General features: G+C 75.0%; 25 protein-coding genes, 2 tRNA genes and 1 pseudogene. 10 read left to right on the top strand and 18 right to left on the bottom strand.

The features are described from left to right. Nucleotides 1–44: 44 nt before the first annotated feature. The gene (locus ABD363_RS30455; protein WP_344609412.1) at nt 45–512 is read left to right on the top strand and encodes a MarR family winged helix-turn-helix transcriptional regulator; all 468 of its coding nucleotides are present in this window, start codon (nt 45–47) and stop codon (nt 510–512) included. 59 nt (nt 513–571) lie between these two features. Here the strand turns inward: ABD363_RS30455 and ABD363_RS30450 are convergent, their stop codons facing one another. Together ABD363_RS30450 and ABD363_RS30445 are read right to left on the bottom strand one after the other, a co-directional pair. After that, nucleotides 572–1243 carry a lytic polysaccharide monooxygenase auxiliary activity family 9 protein gene (locus ABD363_RS30450; RefSeq protein WP_344609410.1) on the bottom strand — a complete coding sequence of 224 codons (672 nt, stop codon included), beginning with the start codon at nt 1241–1243 and terminating at the stop codon, nt 572–574. A 344-nt stretch (nt 1244–1587) separates the two neighbouring features. Next, nucleotides 1588–1661: transfer RNA gene (locus ABD363_RS30445), tRNA-Pro, on the bottom strand. Nucleotides 1662–1763: 102 nt separating this feature from the next. Between ABD363_RS30445 and ABD363_RS30440 the strand changes: the two genes are divergently transcribed. Beyond that, nucleotides 1764–2288 carry a DUF309 domain-containing protein gene (locus tag ABD363_RS30440; protein ID WP_344609408.1) on the top strand — a complete coding sequence of 175 codons (525 nt, stop codon included), beginning with the start codon at nt 1764–1766 and terminating at the stop codon, nt 2286–2288. Between the two features lie 122 nt (nt 2289–2410). Beyond that, entirely contained in the window at nt 2411–3181 is a 771-nt protein-coding gene (cobF, locus tag ABD363_RS30435; protein WP_344609406.1) for a precorrin-6A synthase (deacetylating), read from the top strand. 214 nt (nt 3182–3395) lie between these two features. On the opposite strand, the gene ABD363_RS30430 is transcribed toward cobF, so the two are convergent. The 4 genes from ABD363_RS30430 to ABD363_RS30415 all read right to left on the bottom strand — a co-directional run bounded on the left by ABD363_RS30430 (nt 3396) and on the right by ABD363_RS30415 (nt 7947). Further along, nucleotides 3396–4142 (bottom strand): cobalt-precorrin-6A reductase, encoded by a 747-nt coding sequence (locus tag ABD363_RS30430; RefSeq protein ID WP_344609404.1) that lies wholly within the window; start codon nt 4140–4142, stop codon nt 3396–3398. Nucleotides 4143–4245: 103 nt separating this feature from the next. Next, nucleotides 4246–5019, bottom strand: a complete 774-nt coding sequence (locus ABD363_RS30425) for a sulfite exporter TauE/SafE family protein (RefSeq protein ID WP_344609402.1) — start codon at nt 5017–5019, stop codon at nt 4246–4248. Between the two features lie 60 nt (nt 5020–5079). Then, entirely contained in the window at nt 5080–6591 is a 1512-nt protein-coding gene (locus ABD363_RS30420; protein WP_344609400.1) for a long-chain-fatty-acid--CoA ligase, read from the bottom strand. Nucleotides 6592–6759: 168 nt separating this feature from the next. Beyond that, nucleotides 6760–7947, bottom strand: a complete 1188-nt coding sequence (locus tag ABD363_RS30415) for a thiolase family protein (protein ID WP_344609398.1) — start codon at nt 7945–7947, stop codon at nt 6760–6762. Nucleotides 7948–8352: 405 nt separating this feature from the next. Between ABD363_RS30415 and ABD363_RS30410 the strand changes: the two genes are divergently transcribed. The 5 genes from ABD363_RS30410 (at nt 8353) to ABD363_RS30390 (ending at nt 11345) form a co-directional block, all read left to right on the top strand. Next, nucleotides 8353–8610, top strand: a complete 258-nt coding sequence (locus ABD363_RS30410; RefSeq protein WP_344609396.1) for a WhiB family transcriptional regulator — start codon at nt 8353–8355, stop codon at nt 8608–8610. After that, nucleotides 8607–9086 (top strand): Dps family protein, encoded by a 480-nt coding sequence (locus ABD363_RS30405; RefSeq protein WP_344609394.1) that lies wholly within the window; start codon nt 8607–8609, stop codon nt 9084–9086. Before ABD363_RS30410 ends, ABD363_RS30405 begins: the two co-directional genes overlap by 4 nt. Nucleotides 9087–9186: 100 nt before the next feature. Further along, on the top strand, nt 9187–9531 hold the full coding sequence (locus ABD363_RS30400; RefSeq protein ID WP_344609392.1) for a DUF3140 domain-containing protein: 345 nt from the start codon (nt 9187–9189) through the stop codon (nt 9529–9531). A gap of 144 nt (nt 9532–9675) precedes the next feature. Next, nucleotides 9676–10488: an SAM-dependent methyltransferase gene (locus ABD363_RS30395; RefSeq protein WP_344609390.1), complete on the top strand. Its 813-nt coding sequence runs from the start codon at nt 9676–9678 to the stop codon at nt 10486–10488. A 329-nt stretch (nt 10489–10817) separates the two neighbouring features. Beyond that, on the top strand, nt 10818–11345 hold the full coding sequence (locus tag ABD363_RS30390) for an NUDIX hydrolase family protein (protein WP_344609414.1): 528 nt from the start codon (nt 10818–10820) through the stop codon (nt 11343–11345). Between the two features lie 115 nt (nt 11346–11460). On the opposite strand, the gene ABD363_RS30385 is transcribed toward ABD363_RS30390, so the two are convergent. Next, a tRNA-Pro gene (locus ABD363_RS30385) sits at nt 11461–11534 on the bottom strand. Between the two features lie 159 nt (nt 11535–11693). On the opposite strand from ABD363_RS30385, the gene ABD363_RS30380 reads away from it, so the two are divergent. Both ABD363_RS30380 and ABD363_RS30375 read left to right on the top strand, forming a co-directional pair. Beyond that, complete coding sequence (locus ABD363_RS30380) at nt 11694–12404, top strand: transketolase (protein ID WP_344609388.1); 711 nt, start codon at nt 11694–11696, stop codon at nt 12402–12404. A gap of 37 nt (nt 12405–12441) precedes the next feature. Then, the gene (locus ABD363_RS30375; protein WP_344609386.1) at nt 12442–13362 is read left to right on the top strand and encodes a transketolase family protein; all 921 of its coding nucleotides are present in this window, start codon (nt 12442–12444) and stop codon (nt 13360–13362) included. Between the two features lie 65 nt (nt 13363–13427). Here ABD363_RS30375 and ABD363_RS30370 read toward each other — a convergent pair whose 3' ends face one another. The 11 genes and pseudogenes from ABD363_RS30370 to ABD363_RS30320 all read right to left on the bottom strand — a co-directional run. Then, entirely contained in the window at nt 13428–13787 is a 360-nt protein-coding gene (locus tag ABD363_RS30370) for an MmcQ/YjbR family DNA-binding protein (RefSeq protein WP_344609384.1), read from the bottom strand. A gap of 30 nt (nt 13788–13817) precedes the next feature. Then, nucleotides 13818–14351 carry a GNAT family N-acetyltransferase gene (locus tag ABD363_RS30365; RefSeq protein WP_344609382.1) on the bottom strand — a complete coding sequence of 178 codons (534 nt, stop codon included), beginning with the start codon at nt 14349–14351 and terminating at the stop codon, nt 13818–13820. Beyond that, nucleotides 14348–14935, bottom strand: a complete 588-nt coding sequence (locus ABD363_RS30360) for a helix-turn-helix domain-containing protein (protein WP_344609380.1) — start codon at nt 14933–14935, stop codon at nt 14348–14350. Before ABD363_RS30360 ends, ABD363_RS30365 begins: the two co-directional genes overlap by 4 nt. Nucleotides 14936–14981: 46 nt before the next feature. Beyond that, on the bottom strand, nt 14982–15884 hold the full coding sequence (locus tag ABD363_RS30355; protein WP_344609378.1) for a LysR family transcriptional regulator: 903 nt from the start codon (nt 15882–15884) through the stop codon (nt 14982–14984). A gap of 49 nt (nt 15885–15933) precedes the next feature. Further along, complete coding sequence (locus tag ABD363_RS30350; RefSeq protein ID WP_344609376.1) at nt 15934–17127, bottom strand: glycine C-acetyltransferase; 1194 nt, start codon at nt 17125–17127, stop codon at nt 15934–15936. A gap of 25 nt (nt 17128–17152) precedes the next feature. Then, nucleotides 17153–18181, bottom strand: a complete 1029-nt coding sequence (gene tdh / locus ABD363_RS30345) for an L-threonine 3-dehydrogenase (RefSeq protein WP_344609374.1) — start codon at nt 18179–18181, stop codon at nt 17153–17155. Between the two features lie 149 nt (nt 18182–18330). Beyond that, complete coding sequence (locus ABD363_RS30340) at nt 18331–18993, bottom strand: GAF domain-containing protein (protein ID WP_344609372.1); 663 nt, start codon at nt 18991–18993, stop codon at nt 18331–18333. A gap of 66 nt (nt 18994–19059) precedes the next feature. Continuing rightward, the gene (locus ABD363_RS30335) at nt 19060–19677 is read right to left on the bottom strand and encodes a GTP-binding protein (RefSeq protein ID WP_344609370.1); all 618 of its coding nucleotides are present in this window, start codon (nt 19675–19677) and stop codon (nt 19060–19062) included. Further along, the gene (locus ABD363_RS30330; protein ID WP_344609368.1) at nt 19655–20032 is read right to left on the bottom strand and encodes a DUF742 domain-containing protein; all 378 of its coding nucleotides are present in this window, start codon (nt 20030–20032) and stop codon (nt 19655–19657) included. Before ABD363_RS30330 ends, ABD363_RS30335 begins: the two co-directional genes overlap by 23 nt. Further along, on the bottom strand, nt 20029–20463 hold the full coding sequence (locus ABD363_RS30325) for a roadblock/LC7 domain-containing protein (RefSeq protein ID WP_344609366.1): 435 nt from the start codon (nt 20461–20463) through the stop codon (nt 20029–20031). Before ABD363_RS30325 ends, ABD363_RS30330 begins: the two co-directional genes overlap by 4 nt. Nucleotides 20464–20531: 68 nt before the next feature. Next, nucleotides 20532–20971, bottom strand: a pseudogene (locus ABD363_RS30320) (ATP-binding protein); the annotation flags it as partial.

The raw sequence follows: 20971 nt of genomic DNA, 5'->3' as shown, positions 1-20971 counted from the left end.
GCGCCCCGGCTCGTATGCTCGGGGCCCGAGCAACCCGAGGAGTCATGACCCGACCCGCACCGAACATGCCCCTGCTGCTGGCCGACGCCAAGCGCTGGTTCGACGACTCGCTCATGGCGAGCATGCGCGCGGCGGGCGAGCAGCCGCTGACCGTCGCCCAGGGCCAGATCTTCGCCCGTCTGGACGCGGAGGGCACGACGGTCGCCGAGCTCTCGCGCCGCCTCGGCGTCACCCGGCAGACCGCCCACCAGGCCGTTCACGGTCTGCTCACCCTCGGCCTGCTGGAGCAGATCCCGGACCCCGCCTCGGCGCGCAACCGCCTGATCCGCACCACCGCGGAGGGCGCCCGCGTCCACCGGCGCGCGCAGGCGGCCCTCGCCGTCATCGAGGGTGTCCTCTCCGACCGCATCGGCCGGGACAACGCCGCCGCGCTGCGGCACGCGCTGACCGCGCCCCGCGGGGAACCGCCCCTGGTGGAGGCGCCTCGGGAGGGCCGGGGCGGGGAGGCCTGACCGCCGTGTCCCCGCCGGCGGCCCTGCTCCGGCGGGGATCTGACGAGCCGTGGGGCGGGTCAGCGGAAGTTCACGTCACTGCACAGGAAGTAGGTCTGGTCCATGTGCGACGCCTGCCAGATCGTGTAGACGACGTGGCGGCCGCTGAGGCCCGAGGTGCTCACGGGGATCGAGTAGTTCTGGCTCGGGGCGTACTTGCCGGTGCGGGCGACCAGTTGCAGGTCGCTCCACTTCAGCGGCTGGGTGGTGGGGTCGTAGCCCTGGCGCGAGACGTAGACCAGGAAGTAGTCCGCGCCGTGGCCGGCCTGGTCGTGCAGCTGCACGGTGAAGTCGCTGCCGACGTCCGTGGTCTTCCAGGGGCCCACCGCGTCCAGCGAGTTGTAGCGCCCGTTCTCGGTACGGCCGCCGCTGCACAGTTGCCCGTCGGGGATGACGGCCTGGAAGTTGCCGGCCGAACCGTTGCGGTACAGGCCGTTCCAGTTCCACATGGCGTTGGTGTCGTCCTGCCATGCCTGCCAGCACATGGGGTCCTGCTGGGCCATGGCCGGGTTCTGGAAGTCGCTGCCCCAGCGGAGCCAGCAGCCGTAGTTGCGGGAGGCCGGGTTGACGACCGAGCCGTGGGCGCTGGCGGTGCCGCTCCCGGGGATCAGTGCGAGGAGCGCCGCCGCGACCACGCCCAGGACGAGGGTGAGCCGCAGCCGGATGTTTCTGATGTGATCATGACAGATCATGGTCTCTTCTCCCGGACGTGGGGGGGGGTTCGCTCTCCGGATGCTTGCGGGAGCGTCCCGGGGGTGGTGGGGGCCGAGGATGGGAGCGCTCCCGCACGGCCCAGGCTGCGCGCCGGGAAACAAGACGGCAACATTCGATTGCGCCACTTCCGTATCGAGGTGGCGCATTTCCTGCGGCGAGGCGTGGGACGCGAGGGCGAGGAGGTGCGGCCGTGCCGCTCCGCCCGGCGCCTTCCGGACAAAGACGGAGCGGCGCGCCGCGGCGGGCCCGCGGACCGGCCCCCGCAACGGTCGAAGGCCGTACCGGAATGCTCCGGTACGGCCTTCGACCGTCCTGCGACGAGTCGGGACGACAGGATTTGAACCTGCGACCCCTTGACCCCCAGTCAAGTGCGCTACCAAGCTGCGCCACGTCCCGATGCGCCCCCGCGCGGTGAAACCGCGTGATCGCGCGAACAGCACTTTACCGCACGCCCCGGGCCGCGCAGAAAGGGGACGGGGAAGGCGGGACAATCGGGGTATGGGCAGCAGCACATCCTCAGGACGGCCGGTGGGCGCGCGGGACCGCGACAGCGAGGGGCGGGCGCGCAACGCCCGGCCGCGGGACGGGCTCGGGCGGCCCCTGCCGTACGGCGCGGACGGCGTGCCCCGGCAGCCCGAGGGCGTCGTGCGCACCCCCGGGGAGACGGTCGCCGAGGCGCAGCGGCTGCTGGACCGGGGCAGGCCGTTCCACGCGCACGAGGTGTTCGAGGACGCGTGGAAGTCGGGCCCCGAGGAGGAGCGCGGACTGTGGCGGGGCCTCGCCCAGCTCGCCGTGGGGCTCACGCACGCGGCCCGGGGGAACGCCACGGGCGGCGCCCGGCTGCTGCGGCGCGGGGCCGGTGCCGCCGAGGACTGGGCGTCGGCCTCGGGCCGGCCGCGGCCGTACGGGATGGATCTCGCGGGCGTCGTCGCCTGGGCGCGACAGCTCGCGGAGGAGGTCGAGCGGGGCGGCGGGGCCGTGGACGCGGGGGCGCGGGCGCCGCGGTTGCGGAAAGCGCCGTGACGGGGCCGTCCTGACGGGGTCCCGGCGCGGGCGGCGGCTGCGGCACCGTGCGGCGGGGCGTCCGGCGCCGCTCGGCCGGGCGCGGTGCGCCGGCCGCCGGTGGCGTGCGGCAGACTCGGGGGGTGCGAAAGATTCATGTCATCGGTATCGGCGCGGGCGACCCCGACCAGCTGACCCTGCAGGCGGTCAAGGCGCTGCGGAGCACGGACGTGTTCTTCGTCCTGGACAAGGGCGAGGTGAAGGCGGACCTCGTGCGGCTGCGCCGGGACATGCTCGACGCGCATCTGCCCGAGGGGACGTACCGCGTGGTCGAGGCGCGCGACCCGGAGCGGGACCGGGGCGCGGGCGGCGCGGCGTACTCGCCGGCCGTCGGGGACTGGCGCAGCGCCCGCGCCGACGTCTACGAGCGGCTGATCGCCGAGGAGCTGGGCGAGGACGGCAGCGGCGCGTTCCTGGTGTGGGGCGACCCGGCGCTGTACGACAGCACGCTCGGGATCCTGGAGGAGGTCCTGGCCCGCGGCACGGTGGCGTTCGAGTACGACGTCGTGCCCGGCATCAGCAGCGTCTCCGCGCTCGTCGCCCGGCACCGCACGGGCCTGAACCGGGTGGCCCGGCCGGTCCAGATCACCACGGGCCGGCGGCTCGCGGAGGGCCTGCCCGAGGGGGTGGACGACGTGGTGGTGATGCTCGACGCCCACCAGGCCTTCCGGCGGTACGCCGACGAGGACATCGACATCTACTGGGGCGCCTACATAGGCACCCCCGACGAGATCCTCGTCTCCGGCCCGATCGCCGAGGCCGCGCCCCGCATCGAGCGGCTGCGCGCCGAGGCCCGGGAGCGCAAGGGCTGGATCATGGACACGTACCTGCTGCGCCGGCGTCCGCGGGACTGATCCGGCCGGCCCGGCGCGCGGCCGTGCCGTGGACGCCGGGCGCGGGAATCCGGCTGCGGGGCGTGCCGGCCCGCCGCCGTACTCGCGGCGTGTCTCCCGCACCCGCCCGCTTCCGCGGCCCCCGCGGACCGGGTGCGGCTTCCCGGGCCCGGTGGCGTGGGGGCCGGGAACCGGGACGGGGTGCCGCGCGCCGGCGACCGCGTCCGCGCCCCGGTCACGGCGGGGTGAGGCCGAGCCGCTCCAGGACGCCCGCCACGTCGGGCACCGCGGTGACGCCCGCCGGCAGCGGCGGGCGGCGCACCACCACCACCGGCAGGCCGAGGTCGCGGGCGGCCGTCAGCTTGGCCGCCGTGGCCCGTCCCCCGCTGTCCTTGGTGACCAGCACGTCGATGCGGTGTCCGCGCAGCAGCTCCGTCTCGCCGGCCACGGTGAACGGGCCGCGCGCCAGCAGCACGTGCGTGTCCGGCGGCATCGGCGGCTCGGGGGGTTCCACGGACCGCGCGACGAAGTGGAGTCCCGTCAGGTGCGCGAAGGCGGCCAGCCCCAGGCGGCCCGTGGTCAGCAGCACCCGGCGGCCCAGGCGCGGCAGCAGCTCCGCGGCGGCGGCCAGGGACGCGACGGGGTGCCAGCGGTCCCCGGGGCCGGGCCGCCAGCCCGGGCGGCGCAGGACCACCGCGGGCACGCCGGTCGCCGCCGCGGCCCGCGCCGCGTTCGCCGTGATCGACTCGGCGAAGGGGTGCGTGGCGTCGACCAGGGCGTCCACGTGCCGCTCCCGCAGCCACGCGGCCAGACCGTCCGCCCCGCCGAAGCCGCCGGTCCGGACGTCCCCGTCGAGCGCCCCCGGCCGGCTCACCCGCCCCGCGAGCGAGGTGGTGACCCGCACCCCGGGCCGCGCCGCCAGCTCGGCGGCCAGCCGGCGGGCCTCGGTGGTGCCGCCGAGGATCAGGACGTGCGGGGGCATGGGGTGAGCGTACGGGGTGGCCGGGTCCGGGGCCGCAGGGGGTGAGCGGCCCGCCGGACCACGTCGTCGGCTGCCGCGCCGGTCCTTCCGCGCCGCCGGGGCGTCAGCGCAGCAGCAGCTGCAGACCGCCCAGGACCGTCGCCGCGATCACCAGCCGCTCGAACAGCCGCTGGTCGATCCGGTTCACCGCCCAGGCGCCGAGCAGCGCCCCGGGCACGACGAAGGCCACGAGCGCCGCGTCCAGGAGCAGCGAACGGCCGTCGATCAGGCCGAGACCGGCGCTGAAGGGCAGCTTGGAGACGTTGACGACCAGGAAGAAGAAGGCCGACGTGCCGAGGAAGCCGAGTTTGCGGAAGCCCGCGGAGAGGAGGTACATCGACATCACCGGGCCGCCCGCGTTGGCGACCATGGTGGTGAAGCCGCCGAGGACGCCGTAGGCGCGGGCCTTGACGCGGCCCGCGCGGGTGGTGACCGCGTCCGGTTCGTCCGCCGCCTCGGCCGTCCGGCGGCGCCACGGCGTCACCGCGGCCATCAGCAGCAGGATCGCGCCGATCGAGGTGCGCACGACCGCGTCGTCCGCCCACATCAGGAACACGGTGCCGGCGACGACCCCGGCCGCGACCGCCGGGAACAGCCGCCACAGCGTGGGCCAGTGGGCGTGCCGCCGGTAGGTGAGGACGGCCAGGACGTCCCCGGCGATCAGGATGGGCAGCAGCACGCCGGTGGAGGCCCGGGCGGGCAGGATCGCCGCGAAGACGGCGAGGCTGACCGTGTTGGCCCCGCTCACGGCGGTCTTGGAGAAGCCGACGAGCAGGGCCGCGAAGGCGAGCGCGGCGAACTCCCAGCCGGTGATGTGCCACAGCGTCATCGTGTTCATGCGGGGACCGATGCTATGCCCACCCGGCCGGCGGCGCGCGGGCCGTCCCGCCGGGCGGTCCTAGCGGGGGGCGTACCGGGCGCGCAGCTCCCGCTTGAGCACCTTCATGCTCGGCCCCAGCGGCAGGGCGTCGGTGAACTCCACGCGCCGCGGGTACTTGTGGCGTCCCAGGTGCCGCCGGGACCACTCGGTGATCCCGGCGGCGTCCACGGCGGCGTCCGGGGCGGGCACGACCACCGCGCACACCTCCTCGCCGTGCAGGTCGTCGGGCAGGCCGATGACGGCGGCCTGGGCGACGCCGGGGTGGCGCATCAGGACCTCCTCGACCTCGCGCGGATAGACGTTGTAGCCGCCGCGGATGATGACGTCCTTCTTGCGGTCGACGATCCGCAGGAAGCCCTCGGCGTCCTTGGTGCCGAGGTCCCCGGTGCGGAACCAGCCGTCGACGAGCGCCTCGGCGGTGGCCTCGGGGCGGCCGAGGTAGCCGGAGAAGACGTTGTGGCCGCGGACGACGACCTCGCCCAGCTCGCCCGGCGGGAGGAGTTCGACGCGGTCCTCGGCCTCGGCGCGGGCGATCTCCACGTCGACGCCCCACAGGGGGTGGCCGATGGTGCCGGGCCTGGTGCCGAACACCGGCTGGTTCACGGTCGCCGTCGGGGAGGTCTCCGACAGCCCGTACCCCTCGTAGATCCTCGTCCCGAACACTTCCTCGAACCGCTCCAGCACGGCGACGGGCAGGGAGGCGCCGCCGGAGACGCACACCCGCAGGTCGGGCAGCTCGTCCGCGTCGGCCGCGGCGGCGATGAGGGCGACGTACATGGTGGGCACGCCGTGGAAGGTGTCGACCTTCTCCCGCACCATCAGCTCGATCGCCCGCGCCGCGTCGAAGCGCGGCAGCAGCACCAGCGTCGCGCCGGCGCGCCAGGTGGAGTTCAGCGACACCGTCTGCCCGAAGGCGTGGAACAGCGGCAGCGCGCCGAGGGCGATGTCGTCGGGGCGGACGTCGTTGGCGTCGAAGGCGTTGACCGTCGCGTTCATCACCAGGTTGAAGTGGCTGAGCACGGCGCCCTTGGGGACGCCGGTGGTGCCGCTGGTGTAGAAGACGACGGCCGGGTCGTCGGCGTCGCGGGTGACGTACGACGGCAGCGGCTCGGCGGCCGCGGCGAGCCGCTCGAACTCGGCGCCCAGCGTGACGACGCGCACCCCGGCGGCCCGTGCGACGGCCGTGCCGGTCTCCGCCTGCGCCGGGTGGCACAGCAGCAGCGTCGCCCCGCTGTCCGTCAGGACGTGCTCGACCTCCGGCGGCGACAGCAGCAGGTGCACGGGCACGACGACGCCGCCCGCCGCGGCGATCGCGTAGTACGCCTGCGGGAACTCGGCGGTGTTGGGCGCCATCAGCGCGACCCGGTCCCCGGGCCGGACGCCCAGTTCGGCCAGTGCCCCGGCCTGGGCGAGGGCGCGCCGCCACACCTCGGCGAAGGTCAGGCGCAGGTCGCCTTCGACGAGGGCCGTCCGGTCGGGCCGGCGCCGGGCGTTCTCGGCGAGGATGACGGCGACGGAGAGGGTTGCCATGGGTGGTGCTCCGTTTCCTTGCTGCGGCTGTGCGGTGGGGGTCTGTGGTCGCGCGGCGGGCGGTGGCGGCGCCGGGGGCGGGCCCCGGCCGGTACGGCCTCGTCCGCGAGCGCCGGGGCGGACCGGCCCGGCGCTGTCACCGCCGTACGGGTGCCGTTCCGCGCGGTGCTAGGGCCGTTCGACCAGTACCGCGCTTCCCTGCCCCACGCCGACGCACATCGTCGCCAGGCCCCGCGCCGCTCCCGTGCGGCGCATGCGGTGGAGCAGGGTGGTGAGGATGCGGGCGCCGGAGCAGCCGAGCGGATGGCCGAGGGCGATGGCGCCGCCGCTCGGGTTGACCAGGTCCGGGTCGATGCCGAGCCGGTCCACGCAGGCGAGGGCCTGGGCCGCGAACGCCTCGTTGAACTCGGCTTCCTGGAGGTCGCCGACGTCCCACCCGGCGCGCGCCAGCGCCTTGCGGGTGGCGGGGACCGGGCCGATGCCCATGACGTCCGGGTGGACGCCGGCCGAGGCCCCGGCGACGTAGCGGCCGAGCGACTCCAGGCCGAGGTCGGCCAGGGCTTCCTCGCTGACCAGGAGCAGCCCGGCGGCGCCGTCGTTCATCGGTGAGGCGTTGCCCGCGGTGACCGTGCCGCCCGCGCGGAAGACCGGCTTCAGCCTGGCCAGCTTCTCGTACGAGGTGTCCTCGCGGACGCACTCGTCGCGGTCGACGACCACGCCGTCCGGGCGTTCGACCGGCAGGAGCTCGTCGTCGAAGTGGCCGTTCCTGCGGGCGTCGGCCGCCAGGCGGTGGCTGCGCAGCGCGAACTCGTCCTGGCGCTCGCGCGGGATGCCGTACCGCTCGGCGACCTCCTCCGCCGTCTCGCCCATCGACAGCAGGCCGTGCAGGTCCTTCATCGCCGGGTTGACCAGGCGCCAGCCGAGCCGGGTGTCGTGGGTCTCGACGCGGTGCGGCAGGGCCTCGTCGGGGCGGGGCAGGACGAAGGGGGCGCGGCTCATCGACTCGGAACCGCCGGCGACGACGATGTCGGCCTCGCCCGCGGCGATGGTGCGGGCGGCGGTGGTGACCGCCTCCAGGCCGGAGGCGCACAGCCGGTTCACCGTGGCGCCGGGCACGGTCTCGGGCAGGCCCGCGAGCAGGGCGGCCATGCGGGCGACGTTGCGGTTGTCCTCGCCGGCCTGGTTGGCGGCGCCCCAGTAGACGTCGTCGATCCGGGCCGGGTCGAGGGCGGGCACGGCGGCGACCAGGCCCCGGACGACGGTGGCGGCGAGGTCGTCGGGCCGCACGGTGGACAGGGCGCCGCGCAGTTTGCCGATGGGGGTGCGGCGGGCGGCCGCGAAGTGGACGGGACGCACGAGGGGACTCCTGACCGACGTCGCTCGGCGGCCGGCGCCGGTACAGCCGACGCCGGCGGCTGGTCTCGGCGGCGGACACGACCAAGATTAATTAGCACTGCTAGTTTTGGACTATAGACCCGTCGGCGGCCGCCTGGGAAGGCCCCCGGACCCCCGCCGACGCGGCCGGGGAGCCGTGGCCGACGCCCGGTCCGGGACCGCCGGCCGGGCCCGGCGCGCCGCGCCCGCGCCGGGCGGGCACGGGCGCGCGCCGGCCGACGCGACGGGCCGGCCCGGGACCCGCTCCGCCCGGCCGCCACCGCCTCCGGAGCACCCCGGCGGCCCCCTGCTCCGCGGCCCCGGACCCCCTTCCCGGGCCGCCGCGCGCCGCGTTTGCGCAGGTTCGCCCTGGGCACCCGCGCCTCCATGGAGTGGTTGCGGAGCGCCGCCTGCGTGGGCGAGGACCCCGAGTTGTTCTTCCCCGTGGGCACGGCGGGACCGGCGCTGCGGGACACCGAGGCCGCCAAGCGGATCTGCTCCCGCTGCCCGGTGATCACCGAGTGCCTGACGTTCGCGCTGAGCAGCGGGCAGACCTCCGGAGTGTGGGGCGGGACCTGCGAGGAGGAGCGCGACGCACTGCTCCGCACCCCCCCGTACGACGTGACAAGGAGAAGTGCGCTATGACGGTTGTGAAGAGCACGCTGCCCGACGACGCCCGCCGGATCGCCGGCGACGCGCTCCAGGACACCCTGGTGGACATGCTCGGCCTGTCACTGATCGGCAAGCAGGCGCACTGGAACATCGTGGGACCGAGGTTCCGCTCCATCCACCTCCAGCTCGACGAGGTGGTCTCGACCGCACGCGGGTTCGCCGACACGGTGGCGGAGCGCGCCGCGGCGCTCGGCGTCGCGCCGGACGGCCGCCCGGAGACCGTCGCCGCCCGCTTCCAGCTGCCCGGCCCGAAGGAGGGCTGGGTGCGCGACACGGACGTCGTCCAGGTGATGGTCGAGGCCCTGGAGGAGGCGATCCGGCGGCTGCGCGAGCGCATCGAGGCGACCGAGAAGCCGGACCCGGTCACGCAGGACCTGCTGATCGCCGTCACCGGCGAGCTGGAGAAGCAGCGCTGGATGTTCGACGCGGAGAACTGGCCGCGCGACTGACCGGCACCCGGGCAGCACAGGTACGCACCGACGACCGCGCGTGCGCGCCGCCGCACGTGCGCGAGGGATCGTCCGACGACCCGCACGGAAGAGGCACCCGATGACCGACGCCCTTGAACTCGACGCGCTGTGGGAGGACTTCCACCGCGTGGTGAACATGACCTCGGCGGAGCTCGCGGCCTGGCTGCGGATGCGCGACGCCGACGAGGAGACCGAACCGCTGCCGGAGAACGCGGGCACGCCCACCGGGCAGCACGTCCTGTCGATCCTGCAGAAGCGGCGCACCGACCTCACCGAGGACGACATCCGCGTGATGCGGAAGGTCGTGGACACGGTCACCGCCCAGACGGACCCGGAGGGCGAGCCCGTGGCGGAGGGCACCCCCGAGGACACCCGCCGCCGGCACCGGTTGATGACGCTCGGCCACGACCCGCTCAAGGCGTAGCGGGCCCCGCCCGGCACTCCCCCGCCCCGCTCCGGCGCCGCCCCACCCGACGGGGCGGCGCCCGCGCCCGTTTCCGGGACAGCGTGATCATCGGACGGCACAATGGGCGGTGACGGCCGCAGGCGCACCAGAAGGAGCAGGCACGTGAGCGAGAGCCACACCCCGACGAGCGGGGCCGCGAGGCTGAACACCGGTGTGGCGCACAACGCGCGCGTGTGGAACTACTGGATCGGCGGCAAGGACAACTACGAGGTCGACCAGCGGGTCGGCGAGCAGGTCGCCGGGATGTTCCCGGTCATCCGGGACGTCGCCCGCGCCGACCGCGAGTTCCTCGGCCGCGCGGTGCGGTTCCTCGCCGAGGAGCGCGGCATACGGCAGTTCCTCGACATCGGCACCGGACTGCCGACCGCGGAGAACACCCATGAGATAGCCCAGCGCATCGCGCCCGAGTCACGGATCGTGTACGTCGACAACGACCCCGTCGTGCTCGCGCACGCCCGCGTCCTGCTGACCGGCGCCCCCGAGGGGGCCACCGACTACATCGACGCGGACGTGCACGACCCGGACGCCTTCCTCGAACGCGCCGCGCGGACCCTCGACCTCGGCCGGCCCGTCGCGGTGATGATGCTGGGCATCCTCAACTTCGTCCTCGACACCGACAAGGCGCGGGACATCGCCCACCGGGTCATGGCGGCGGTCCCCTCCGGCAGCCATCTGGTCCTCACCCACCCGACCTTCGACCCCGACCTCGGCGGCGAGGGCCAGATACCCGCCATGCGGTTCTGGAACGAGAACGCCACCCCGCCGATCACCGCCCGTGGCCGCGCCGACGTCGCCGCCTTCCTCGACGGCCTGGAGCTGCTGGAACCGGGCCTGGTGTCGTGCTCGCAGTGGCGTGCCGAGGACCCCGCCGCCGCTCCCGTACCCCAGTTCGGCGCGGTCGCCGTGAAGCCCTGATGCCGGAGCCTCGACGCCCCGCCCCGGGTGCGCGGGCCGGCCGAGCCCCGTGCGCGGGACGCTCAACCGCCCGCGCCGGCCCGGCGGACACCCCGATGACGCCGAGCGGGAACGGCCGGCGGATCGCGCGGCGAGCGGGGCGCGACGGCGCCCGCCGGACCCGGCGGCCGGCCGGCGACGGCCCGGACCGGTGCCCCCGACGGCGGCCGGCCGGCGGCGCTCCGGACAGTTCCCGACGGCGGCCGGCCGACGTGGGGCAGGTCACAGTCGGCGCCGGGCGACTCCCCCGCGGCGGAACGGCCTGAAAGTATGATCAAGCAATGTCTGACATGACCGAAACCACGCCGGGCTGGCTGACCACCGACGAACTGGAACTGGTGCGGGCCCGCATGCCGATCCTGTACGTCGAGGCGGTGCCCGTGCGCGTGGACGACAGCGGCGAAGTCACCAGCGTCGGCCTGCTGCTGCGCATCGGACCCGACGGAACGGTCAGCCGGACCCTGGTCTCCGGCCGGGTGCTGCACCACGAACGCGTCCGCGACGCCCTGCTGCGCCACCTGGAGAAGGATCTCGGCCCCGTGGCGCTGCCCCGCGTCCCGGCCTCGCTGCAGCCCTTCACGGTCGCGGAGTACTTCCCGACGCAGGGCGTCACGCCGTACCACGACCCACGCCAGCACGCCGTGTCCCTCGCCTACGTCGTCCCGGTCACCGGCGACTGCCGGCCCCGGCAGGACGCGCTCGACCTGGTCTGGTTCAGCCCGCAGGAGGCCCTGTCGCCGGCGGTGCAGAGCGAGATGCCGGGCGGTCACGGGGTGCTGCTCAAGCAGGCGCTGGCCCATGTGGGCTGCGTGATCTGACCCGCGCCGGTCCGCCGCCGCGGGCGGCGGACGGGTCGGCCGGGTCCCGCGTACGAACACGACGGAGGCCGTCCCCCCGTTCGAGGGGACGGCCTCCGATCCGCGACTTCGACAGTCGGGACGACAGGATTTGAACCTGCGACCCCTTGACCCCCAGTCAAGTGCGCTACCAAGCTGCGCCACGTCCCGTTACCCGTCTGACCTGGGTTTTCCCCTGGCCCAACGCTGAAGGAAACAATACCGCACTCGAAGCGGTGCTCGCGCGCCCGTTTCCGCCGCACCGGCCCGGGACGCCACCGCGCCACACCCCTTGACCTCAAGTTTGATCGAGGTTGCACGATCGTCCGCATGACGATCACCGAGGAACCCGGCGCACGTACGTACGGCTACGCCGATCTGCCCGGCCTGATGAGCCTGATGACCGGCGACGAGAAACACGGCCCGGCCGCGACGTCCACGCTGGACGTGCTGTGGGTGCTCTACGACCGGGTGCTGCGGGGCAGCCCCGAGCGGCCGGACGATCCCGGGCGGGACCGGTTCCTGCTCTCCAAGGGGCACGGGCCGATGGCGTACTACGCCGTCCTGGCCGCCAAGGGGTACCTGCCCGTCGACTGGCTCCCCGGCTTCGGCTCCTACGACTCCCCGCTCGGCCACCACCCCGACCGCACCCTGGTGCCGGGAGTGGAGATCGGCAGCGGTTCGCTGGGGCACGGCCTGCCGATCGCCGTCGGGACGGCGCTGGGACTGCGCGCCCAGGGGCGGCACGACCCGCAGGTGTGGGTGCTGATCGGGGACGCCGAGCTGGACGAGGGCAGCAACCACGAGGCCATCGCCTTCGCCGGGCCCGCCGGGCTCGACCGGCTGCACACCGTCGTCGTCGACAACGCCTCCGCCGGCCACGCCCTGCCCGGCGGCATCGCGGCCCGCTTCGAGGCGGCGGGCTGGTCGGCGGTGACCGTCGACGGCCGCGACCACGAGGCGCTGTACGCGGCCTTCACCGCGCCGCATCCGGGCCGGCCGCACGTGGTCGTGGCCCGGGTGGAACCGAAGTCCGCCTGACCCCCCTCACACCCCGCTCGCCAGGAAGGTCCCCCCGATGGACACCATGCGTGACCGTTTCGTCCCTGTCGTCTCCCGGCTGCTCGACGAGGATCCGCGCGTGGCGGTGGTCCTCGCCGTGATCGGCGGGGACGCCTTCGCCGAGGCCCACCGCCGCCACCCGGACCGGGTCGTCGACGTCGGCATCCGCGAGCAGCTCCTCGTCGGGGCCGCTGCCGGGCTGGCGCTGACCGGGTTCAGGCCCGTCGTGCACACCTTCGCCAGTTTCCTGGTCGAGCGGCCGTTCGAGCAGGTGAAGCTGGACCTCGGGCATCAGGACGTGGGCGCGGTGCTGGTGAGCGCCGCCGCGTCCTTCGACTGGCCGGCCGGCGGATACACGCACATGGCGCCCGGTGACGTGGCGCTGCTCGACACCCTGGACGGCTGGACCGTGCACGTGCCGGGACACCCGGACGAGGCCGAGGCGCTGCTGCGGCACGCGGTGGCCGCCGGGGACGACAAGGTGTACGTGCGGCTGTCCGTGCAGTCGAACGGCCGGGGGCTGCCCGTCGACGGGCAGCGGTTCCTCGCCGTGCGCGAGGGGCGCTCCGGCGTGGTGGTCGCCGTCGGGCCGGTGCTGGACGCGGTGCTCGCCGCCACGGAGGGCCTCGACGTCACCGTGCTGTACGCGACGACCGTCCGGCCCTTCGACGCCGCCGCGCTGCGCCGGGCCGCCGGGGCCGCCGGGACGGACGTCGTCCTGGTCGAGCCGTATCTGGCCGGCACGTCGACGGCCGCCGCGAACGACGCCCTGTCCGACGTGCCCCACCGCGTGCTGGGCCTGGGCGTGGGCCGCCGCGAGCTGCGCCGGTACGGCCGCGTCGAGGAGCATGTCGCCGCCCACGGCCTGGACGCCCGGTCGCTGCGGGAGCGGATCGCGGGGTTCGTCGGGGGCGGGGTGGCGGCGGCCCGCCGGTGAGGCCGGCGGCCCGGCCCCCCGGGCGCCGTCCGTGCCGCGGGGCACGGACGGCGCCCGGGGGCTTCTCAGCCCGCGGCCGGCACCCCCAGCCGGGGATGCGCCTCCAGCAGCCGGGACGGGGCCGCCTGGCGCCAGGAGTCGGCGAGGATGTCGCGCAGTTCGTCCTCGCCGTCGAGCGCGGCGAGGCGGACCCTGATCCAGGCGAACTGGGCCTCGTGGCCGGCTATCCAGAACTTCTCCGGCTCGGCCAGCACCAGTTCGTCGCGCTCCTCCTTGGGGCAGCGCACGGCCATGGAGGTCTCGTCCTCGGGCAGCGTGGCGAACATCTTCCCCGCGACCCGGAACGTGGGCATGCTCCAGGCGATCTTCTCCGTGGTGTCCGGCAGGGACAGGGCGATACGGCGTACGTCTTCGGCATCCGGCATGGCAGGCACCGTAGCCGCCGCCACCGACAGTCACCCGCCGGGGGCGCCGGTTCCCACGTGCTTGTAGTAGAGCGTCGTGGGCCGCAGCACTCCCCGGGGGTCCGCCGCGTAGTCGGGAATCACCCCGGCCCGGGTCCACCCGGCGGTGCGGTAGAGGCGCTCGGCCGGGCTGCCGGTCTCGGTGTCCAGGTGGAGCAGCGTGACACCGGCCGCGGCGGCGGCCTCCTCCGCGGTGGCCAGGAGCGCGCGGCCGAGGCCCCGGCCGCGGGCGCCCCGGTGCACCATCAGCTTCACGATTTCGGCCCGGTGGCGGCTGTTGGGCTTGTCGGCGAAGGCGAGGCCGACGGTGCCGGTCACCCGGTCCCCGTCGCGCGCCACCCACACGGCGAGCCGCCCGGCGGCGACCGCGGCGGCCCGTTCCTTCCACCAGGCGACGGCCTCGGCGCCGTCCAGCGGCGCCAGGAAGCCGACCGAGGCGCCGCCGTCCACGGTGTCGGTGAGCAGGCCGGCCAGGCCGTCGAGGGAGTCCAGGAACCGGGCCTCGTCCAGGCGGGTCACGGTCACGGCAGCACCACCGCCAGCACGTACCGCGCCCCCGCGGGACCGGGGCAGCGGAACCGGACCGGCCCCCACACCCGCAGCCGCAGGCAGTCTCCGGCGCCGAGCCGGTGCACGACGTCCTGCGCCGTCACGTGCAGGGCGCCTTCCAGGACCCAGATGTGCTGCTCCAGACCGGGCACCGGCGGCCGGTCGTAGGCGATGTCGGCGCCCGCGGCGAGCCGCCCCTCGACGAGTTCGCCGCGCAACCCGGCGTGCGGCGGGGACACGGAGCGCCGCACGAAGCCGGAGTCCCGGTCCTCCCACACCGGTTGCTCGGCCGCCCGCACCAGCGGGGCCGGCCGCGTCTCGACCTCGCCGAGCAGTTGGGACATGGTCCGTCCGTGGACGGCGCACAGGCGGTTGAGCAGCGCGGCGGTGGGGCTGGTCTCCGCGCGCTCGGCCCGCGACAGGGTGGACCGGCTCACTCCGCTGCGCTGCGCCAACTCCTCCAGCGACCAGCCGCGTTCGGCCCGCAGCTCGGCCAGCCGGGCGCCGAGCCGGGCGTCGACGGAGTCCGGGGCCTCCGAAACCTTCGAGGCGTTTCTCATGTCCGGGAATTTATCCCGGACATGAGACGCCCGGGTTACGGAACGCTCACGCCGGTGCCGCCTCGCCCAGCGCGTCCAGCACCGGGCGGATCAGCGGATGCCCCTCGGCCCCCCGGCGCACGGCGGCGAAGACCCGGCGGGTGGGCGCCACGCCGTCGACCGGGCGGACCACCACGCCGGTCAGGTCCATGCCGCGCAGCGCGGAGCGCGGGACGAGGGCCACGCCCACGTCGGCCGAGGCCAGCGCCACGACCGCGCGGAAGTCGTCCGAGGAGTGCTCCAGCCGGGGCTGGAAGCCCGCGGCCTCGCAGGCCAGCACCACCACGTCGTGGCAGGGGTTGCCGGGGTACGGGCCGATCCACGGGTCCTTGGCCAGCTCGGCGAGCGGCACCTCGCCGGCGTCGGCGAGGCGGTGGGTGACGGGCACGACCGCGTCGAAGGGCTCGGCGTACAGCGGGACGTGGGTCAGCCGGGGATCGTCGGCGGGCGGCGCCCCGCGGTACTCGACGGCGACCGCCACGTCGACCTGCCGGTCCAGCACCATCGGCAGGCTGGCGTCGCCCTCGGCGTCCTGGACGCGGAGGCGGATGCCGGGCGAGGTCGCGGCGAGGCGGGCCACCGCGGGCGCGACGACCAGCGCGATGCCGGTCGCGAAGGAGGCCACGGTGACCGTGCCGGCCCGCCCCGAGCGGTAGGCGGCGAGCTCCGCCTCGGCCCGCTCCAGCTGGGCGAGGACGGCGTGGGTGTGGCCGAGCAGGATCTCGCCGGCCGGGGTCAGCCGCACCCCCTTGGCGCCGCGCTCGACCAGACGGTGGCCGGTCTCCTGTTCCAGCGCCGTGAGCTGCTGGGACACCGCCGAGGGGGTCAGGTACAGCGCGGCGGCAGCCGCCGTCACCGTGCGGTGGTCGGCCACCGCACGGAGGATGTGCAGCCGCCGCGCTTCGATCATGCGAACGATTCTCTCAGGTCGCGGGCGCTTTTCGGCCACCCGGCCGGTGTCAGTCGCCCAGTTCCTTCCGCGCCGCCACGAACGCGTCCACCGCGCGGTTCACGTCCTCGGTGGAGTGCGCGGCCGACAGCTGGACGCGGATGCGGGCCTGGCCCTGCGGCACGACCGGGTAGGAGAAGCCGATCACGTACACGCCGCGTTCCAGCAGCAGTTCCGCCATCCGTCCGGCCCGCGCCGCGTCGCCGATCATCACCGGCGCGATGGGATGGTCGCCGGGGAGGACGTCGAAGCCCTCCTCGGTCATCCGGCGGCGGAACAGGGCGGTGTTCCCGGCGAGCCGGACGCGCAGGTCGTCCGCCGACTCCAGCAGGTCGAGGACCTTCAGGGACGCGGCGGCGATCACCGGGGCGAGGGTGTTGGAGAACAGGTACGGCCGCGAGCGCTGGCGCAGCAGGGCGACGATCTCGGCGCGGGCGGCGACGTAGCCGCCGGAGGCGCCGCCGAGGGCCTTGCCCAGGGTGCCGGTGAGGATGTCGACGCGGTCCGCCACGCCGTGCAGTTCGGGCGTGCCGCGGCCGCCGGGTCCGACGAAGCCGACGGCGTGCGAGTCGTCGACCATGACCATGGCGTCGTAGCGGTCGGCGAGGTCGCAGATCTCCCGCAGCGGCGCCACGTAGCCGTCCATGGAGAAGACGCCGTCGGTGACGATCAGCTTCCGGCGCGCGCCGGAGGCGTCCTTCAACTGCCGTTCCAGGTCGGCCAGGTCGCGGTTGGCGTAGCGGAGGCGGCGGGCCTTGGACAGCCGGATGCCGTCGATGATCGAGGCGTGGTTGAGCGCGTCGGAGATCACCGCGTCCTCCGGGCCCAGCAGGGTCTCGAAGACGCCGCCGTTGGCGTCGAAGCAGGAGGAGTACAGGATGGTGTCCTCCTGGCCCAGGAAGGCCGACAGCCGGGCCTCCAGTTCCTTGTGCACCTCCTGGGTGCCGCAGATGAAGCGCACGGACGCCATGCCGTAGCCCCAGCGGTCCAGCGCCCGGTGGGCGGCGGCGAGGACCTCGGGGTGGTCGGCGAGGCCGAGGTAGTTGTTGGCGCAGAAGTTGAGCACCTCGCCCGGGCGGCCACCGGCGGTGACGCGGACGGTCGCGGACTGCGGGGTGTCGATCACGCGTTCGGGCTTGTGCAGGCCGGCGGCGCGGATCTCGTCGAGGGCGGCGCGCAGGTCGTCGCGCACGGAGTCGAACATTCCAAAGCTCCTGAGCTGTAGGGGGTCACGCGGTCCAGTCGAGGACGACCTTGCCGCCGCGTCCGCTCGCCGCGTCCTCGAAGGCCGCCTCGAAGTCGCGGTAGCCGTACCGGCCGGTGATCACGGGGGCGAGGTCGAGACCGCCCTCCAGCAGCACCGACATCGCGTACCAGGTCTCGAACATCTCCCGGCCGTAGATGCCCTTGAGGGTGATCATCGAGGTGACGATCCGGGCCCAGTCGACGGGGAACTCCTCCGTCGGCAGGCCGAGCATCGCGATGCGCCCGCCGTGGGTCATGTTGGCGATCATGTCGCGCAGCGCCTCGGGGCGGCCGGACATCTCCAGGCCGACGTCGAAACCCTCGCGCAGGCCGAGTTCCCGCTGCCCGTCGGCGATGGCCGCCCGCGACACGTTCAGCGCGAGACTCACGCCGATCTTGCGGGCCAGTTCCAGCCGTTCCTCGCTCACGTCGGTGATCACCACGTTCCGCGCGCCGGCGTGCCGGGCGACGGCGGCGGCCATCAGCCCGATCGGCCCGGCGCCGGTGATCAGGACGTCCTCGCCGACGAGCGGGAAGGACAGGGCGGTGTGCACGGCGTTGCCGAACGGGTCGAAGATCGCGGCGATGTCGAGGTCGACGGGCACCCGGTGCACCCACACATTGGCGGCGGGCAGGGCGACGTACTCGGCGAAGGCGCCGTCCCGGCCCACGCCGAGGCCGACCGTGGCCCGGCACAGGTGCCGGCGTCCGGCCAGGCAGTTGCGGCACTTGCCGCACACCAGGTGGCCCTCGCCGCTGACCCGGTCGCCCGCCTCGACGTCGGTGACGTCCCGCCCGGTCTCGACGACCTCCCCGACGAACTCGTGTCCGACCACCAGCGGGGTGCGGATCGTCTGCCGCGCCCAGCCGTCCCAGGCCCGGATGTGCAGATCGGTGCCGCAGATACCGGTCCGCAGCACCTTGATCAGTACGTCGCCGGGTCCGACGGCGGGCTCGGGGACGTCCGCCAGCCGGAGCCCGGGCTCCGCCTTCTGTTTGACCAGCGCCTTCAACGCTACGGCTCCTGACGGGGTGGGACCCCGGCGGCAGGGCGGGCCGAAGCGGCCCGCGACCGGGGAGAGCGGTGGAATCGGAAGCAATCTGCCGTACGCCGCCGCCCCGGGTCCATCGAGGTTTTCTTAACCGGCGCCGCAGCTTTCCTTCACGCCCCGCCCGCGCACGGCCCGCCCGCGCACGCCCCGCCCGCGTACGGCCGCGGGTGCCGTCGGAGCGGGAACCCGTCGGCCGGCTGCTCCAGCCGCGCCGCCAGGTCCGCCGCCGTCGCCTTGACGGTCTCCAGGCCGGCCCGGCCCCACGGCCGCGGCTCCACGTCGGCGACGCACACCGTGCCCGGCACGATCCCCGTGCCGTCGATCGGGGGCGCGCCCGGATGGGACCGGACGCCGCACTCGTCGGCGACCGGGTTGCCCGCGAACCGCGGGTAGTCGCGGACGTCCTCCAGGACCAGCGCCTTGCGGCGGGCCCTCACATGGGGGCAGAAGCCGTACTCCCGTGGCAGCCGGCGGCCCGACGCGGGCGTGCCCGGCGCGGGCTTGGCGTGCCGGGCGTCCCGGGCGCTCGCGGTGCGGCCGGCGCCGCCCGGCGTGTGCAGGCCCGCGCGGAACTGCCCGGTGCCGTCGGGGAGGTCGACCACGGCGTACGGCGCCTCGGTCCGCGCGGCGAGGCGGTCCGCGAAGGCGTCGAGGGCGGGCTCCGGGCGCCGGCCCGGGCCGAGCCGGCGCAGTCGCCGGACGCGGGCGGGGGCCTCCCCGTCCGCGGGCGTGAGCAGCAGGCGACCGGCCGGGCGCGGCGGGTCGTGGCTCATGGGCGGGCTCCGTCGCCGGGGGCGTGGCGGACCTGACGCCTGTGCGGCTCCGTGGCGGTGTGCGGGTCACCGGGGGACGCCGTGGCCCGTCGCGGGGGCCGGCGTGCGGGCGATGAGATGGCGGACGAGGGTCAGCAGGGTCTGCACGCCGGAGCTGGAGAGCCGGGCGTCGCAGCGCACGACGGGGATCTGCGGGGGCAGGTCGAGGGCGGCGCGCACCTCCTGCGGGTCGTAGCGGTGGGCGCCGTCGAACTCGTTGACGGCGACGACGAAGGCGAGTCCGCGCTGCTCGAAGAAGTCGATGGCGGCGAAGGAGTCCGCCAGGCGGCGGGTGTCGGCGAGGACGACCGCGCCGAGCGCGCCCTCGCACAGCTCGTCCCACAGGAACCGGAACCGTTCCTGGCCGGGCGTGCCGAACAGGTACAGCACGTGCCGCGCGTCGAGGGTGATGCGGCCAAAGTCCATGGCCACGGTCGTCTCCCGCTTGTTCTCGACGCCGTCGAGGTCGTCGGTCGCGGCGCCGACCGTGGTGAGCAGTTCCTCCGTGCTCAGCGGCGCGATCTCGCTGACCGCGCCGACGAAGGTGGTCTTGCCCACGCCGAACCCGCCCGCCACCAGGATCTTCAGGGCGGTGGGGAAGGGGTCGGCGCCGTCGCCGTGGTCACAGCTGTCGTCGTAGTGCATCGAGCACCGCCTCCAGAAGGGCCCGGTCCGTGGGGTGGTGGTGGACCGCGGGGGGCTCGGTGGTGAGCGCCCCGCGGTCCACCAGGTCCGACAGCAGCACCTTGGTGACCGCCACCGGCAGTGCGAGGTGGGCGGCCACCTCGGCGACCGGGACGGGCGCGCGGCACCGGTCGAGTGCCTGCGCGTGTTCGGGGCCGAGGTAGCCGAGAGGGGTGGCCCCGGTGGCCATCACCTGCGTCATCAGGTCCAGCGCGACGGTCGGCCGGGTGCGGCCGTCGCTGGCCGTGAAGGGGCGCACCAGCCGTCCGGCCGCTTCGTCGAGCCAGGGTCCGTCGTCGGCCGCCGCCGCGCTCAAGGCCTCGTCGCCGGGGGCGCGGCGGTGTGCTGCCGGGGAGCGGTCACCAGGTACGGGCGGACGCTCTTGACCAGCATGGCCATCTCGTAGCCGAGGACGGCCGCGTCCGCCTCGCGGCCGGCGAGCACCGCGAGGCAGGTGCCGGAGCCGGCGGTGGTCACGAACAGCAGGGTCGAGTCGAGTTCGACGACGACCTGCCGCACCTCCCCGGTGTCGCCGAAGCGGACACCGGCGCTGCGGCCGAGGGAGTACAGCCCGGAGGCCAGGGCGGCCATGTGGTCGGCGCTGTCCGGGTCGAGGCCGTGCACGGACTTCACCAGCCCGTCGCAGGACAGCAGCACCGCGGCGGTGGTGTGCGGCACGCGCTGCACGAGGCCGCTCATCAGCCAGTCGAGGTCGGATACCTGGGCGGTCGGTGCTTCGCTCGCCATGGTGGGTCCACTCCTTGGGATACGGGGGTCTGCGGGAGCGCTCGGGACGGGGCCGGGGACGGAGGCCGTCATCCGGCCGGTGCGCTCCCGTCGTGCCGGGGGGTGTGGTCGGGGCCGGTCGCGGGCGCGCCGTCCCGGGTGCGGTGCGCCTCGCGGGGCAGGTCCCGGGGCACGTCCGGGGGCGGGGTGTCCGCGGGGGCCGGTTCGGGGTGCGTCGGCTCCGGGTGGCCCGGCTCCAGGTGCTGCCGGGCCTCGGCGAGGCCGATGCCGCGCCGGAAGGCCGCCATCAGGCCGGGGTCGTGGCCGGCGGGATCGGCCGGTTCCGGGCGGGACGGCGGGCCCGTGCGCAGCTGGGGTGCGAGGTGTTCCCGGGCCCGGCGGCGGGGCAGGCCGGGCTTGTCCACGACGGTGCGTGCGGCGGCGTGGCGCGGGACGGGGGGCGTGCCCTCGTGCGCGGCGAGGGTCCGCCGGTCCTCGGGCCGGACGCCGGGTGCGGCCTCGGCCGGGT

Source organism: Streptomyces glaucus (assembly GCF_039533365.1).
Classification (GTDB): domain Bacteria; phylum Actinomycetota; class Actinomycetes; order Streptomycetales; family Streptomycetaceae; genus Streptomyces; species Streptomyces glaucus.
Note: the sequence above shows the minus strand (reverse complement) of the source record. Positions and strands in the feature narration are given on the sequence as shown.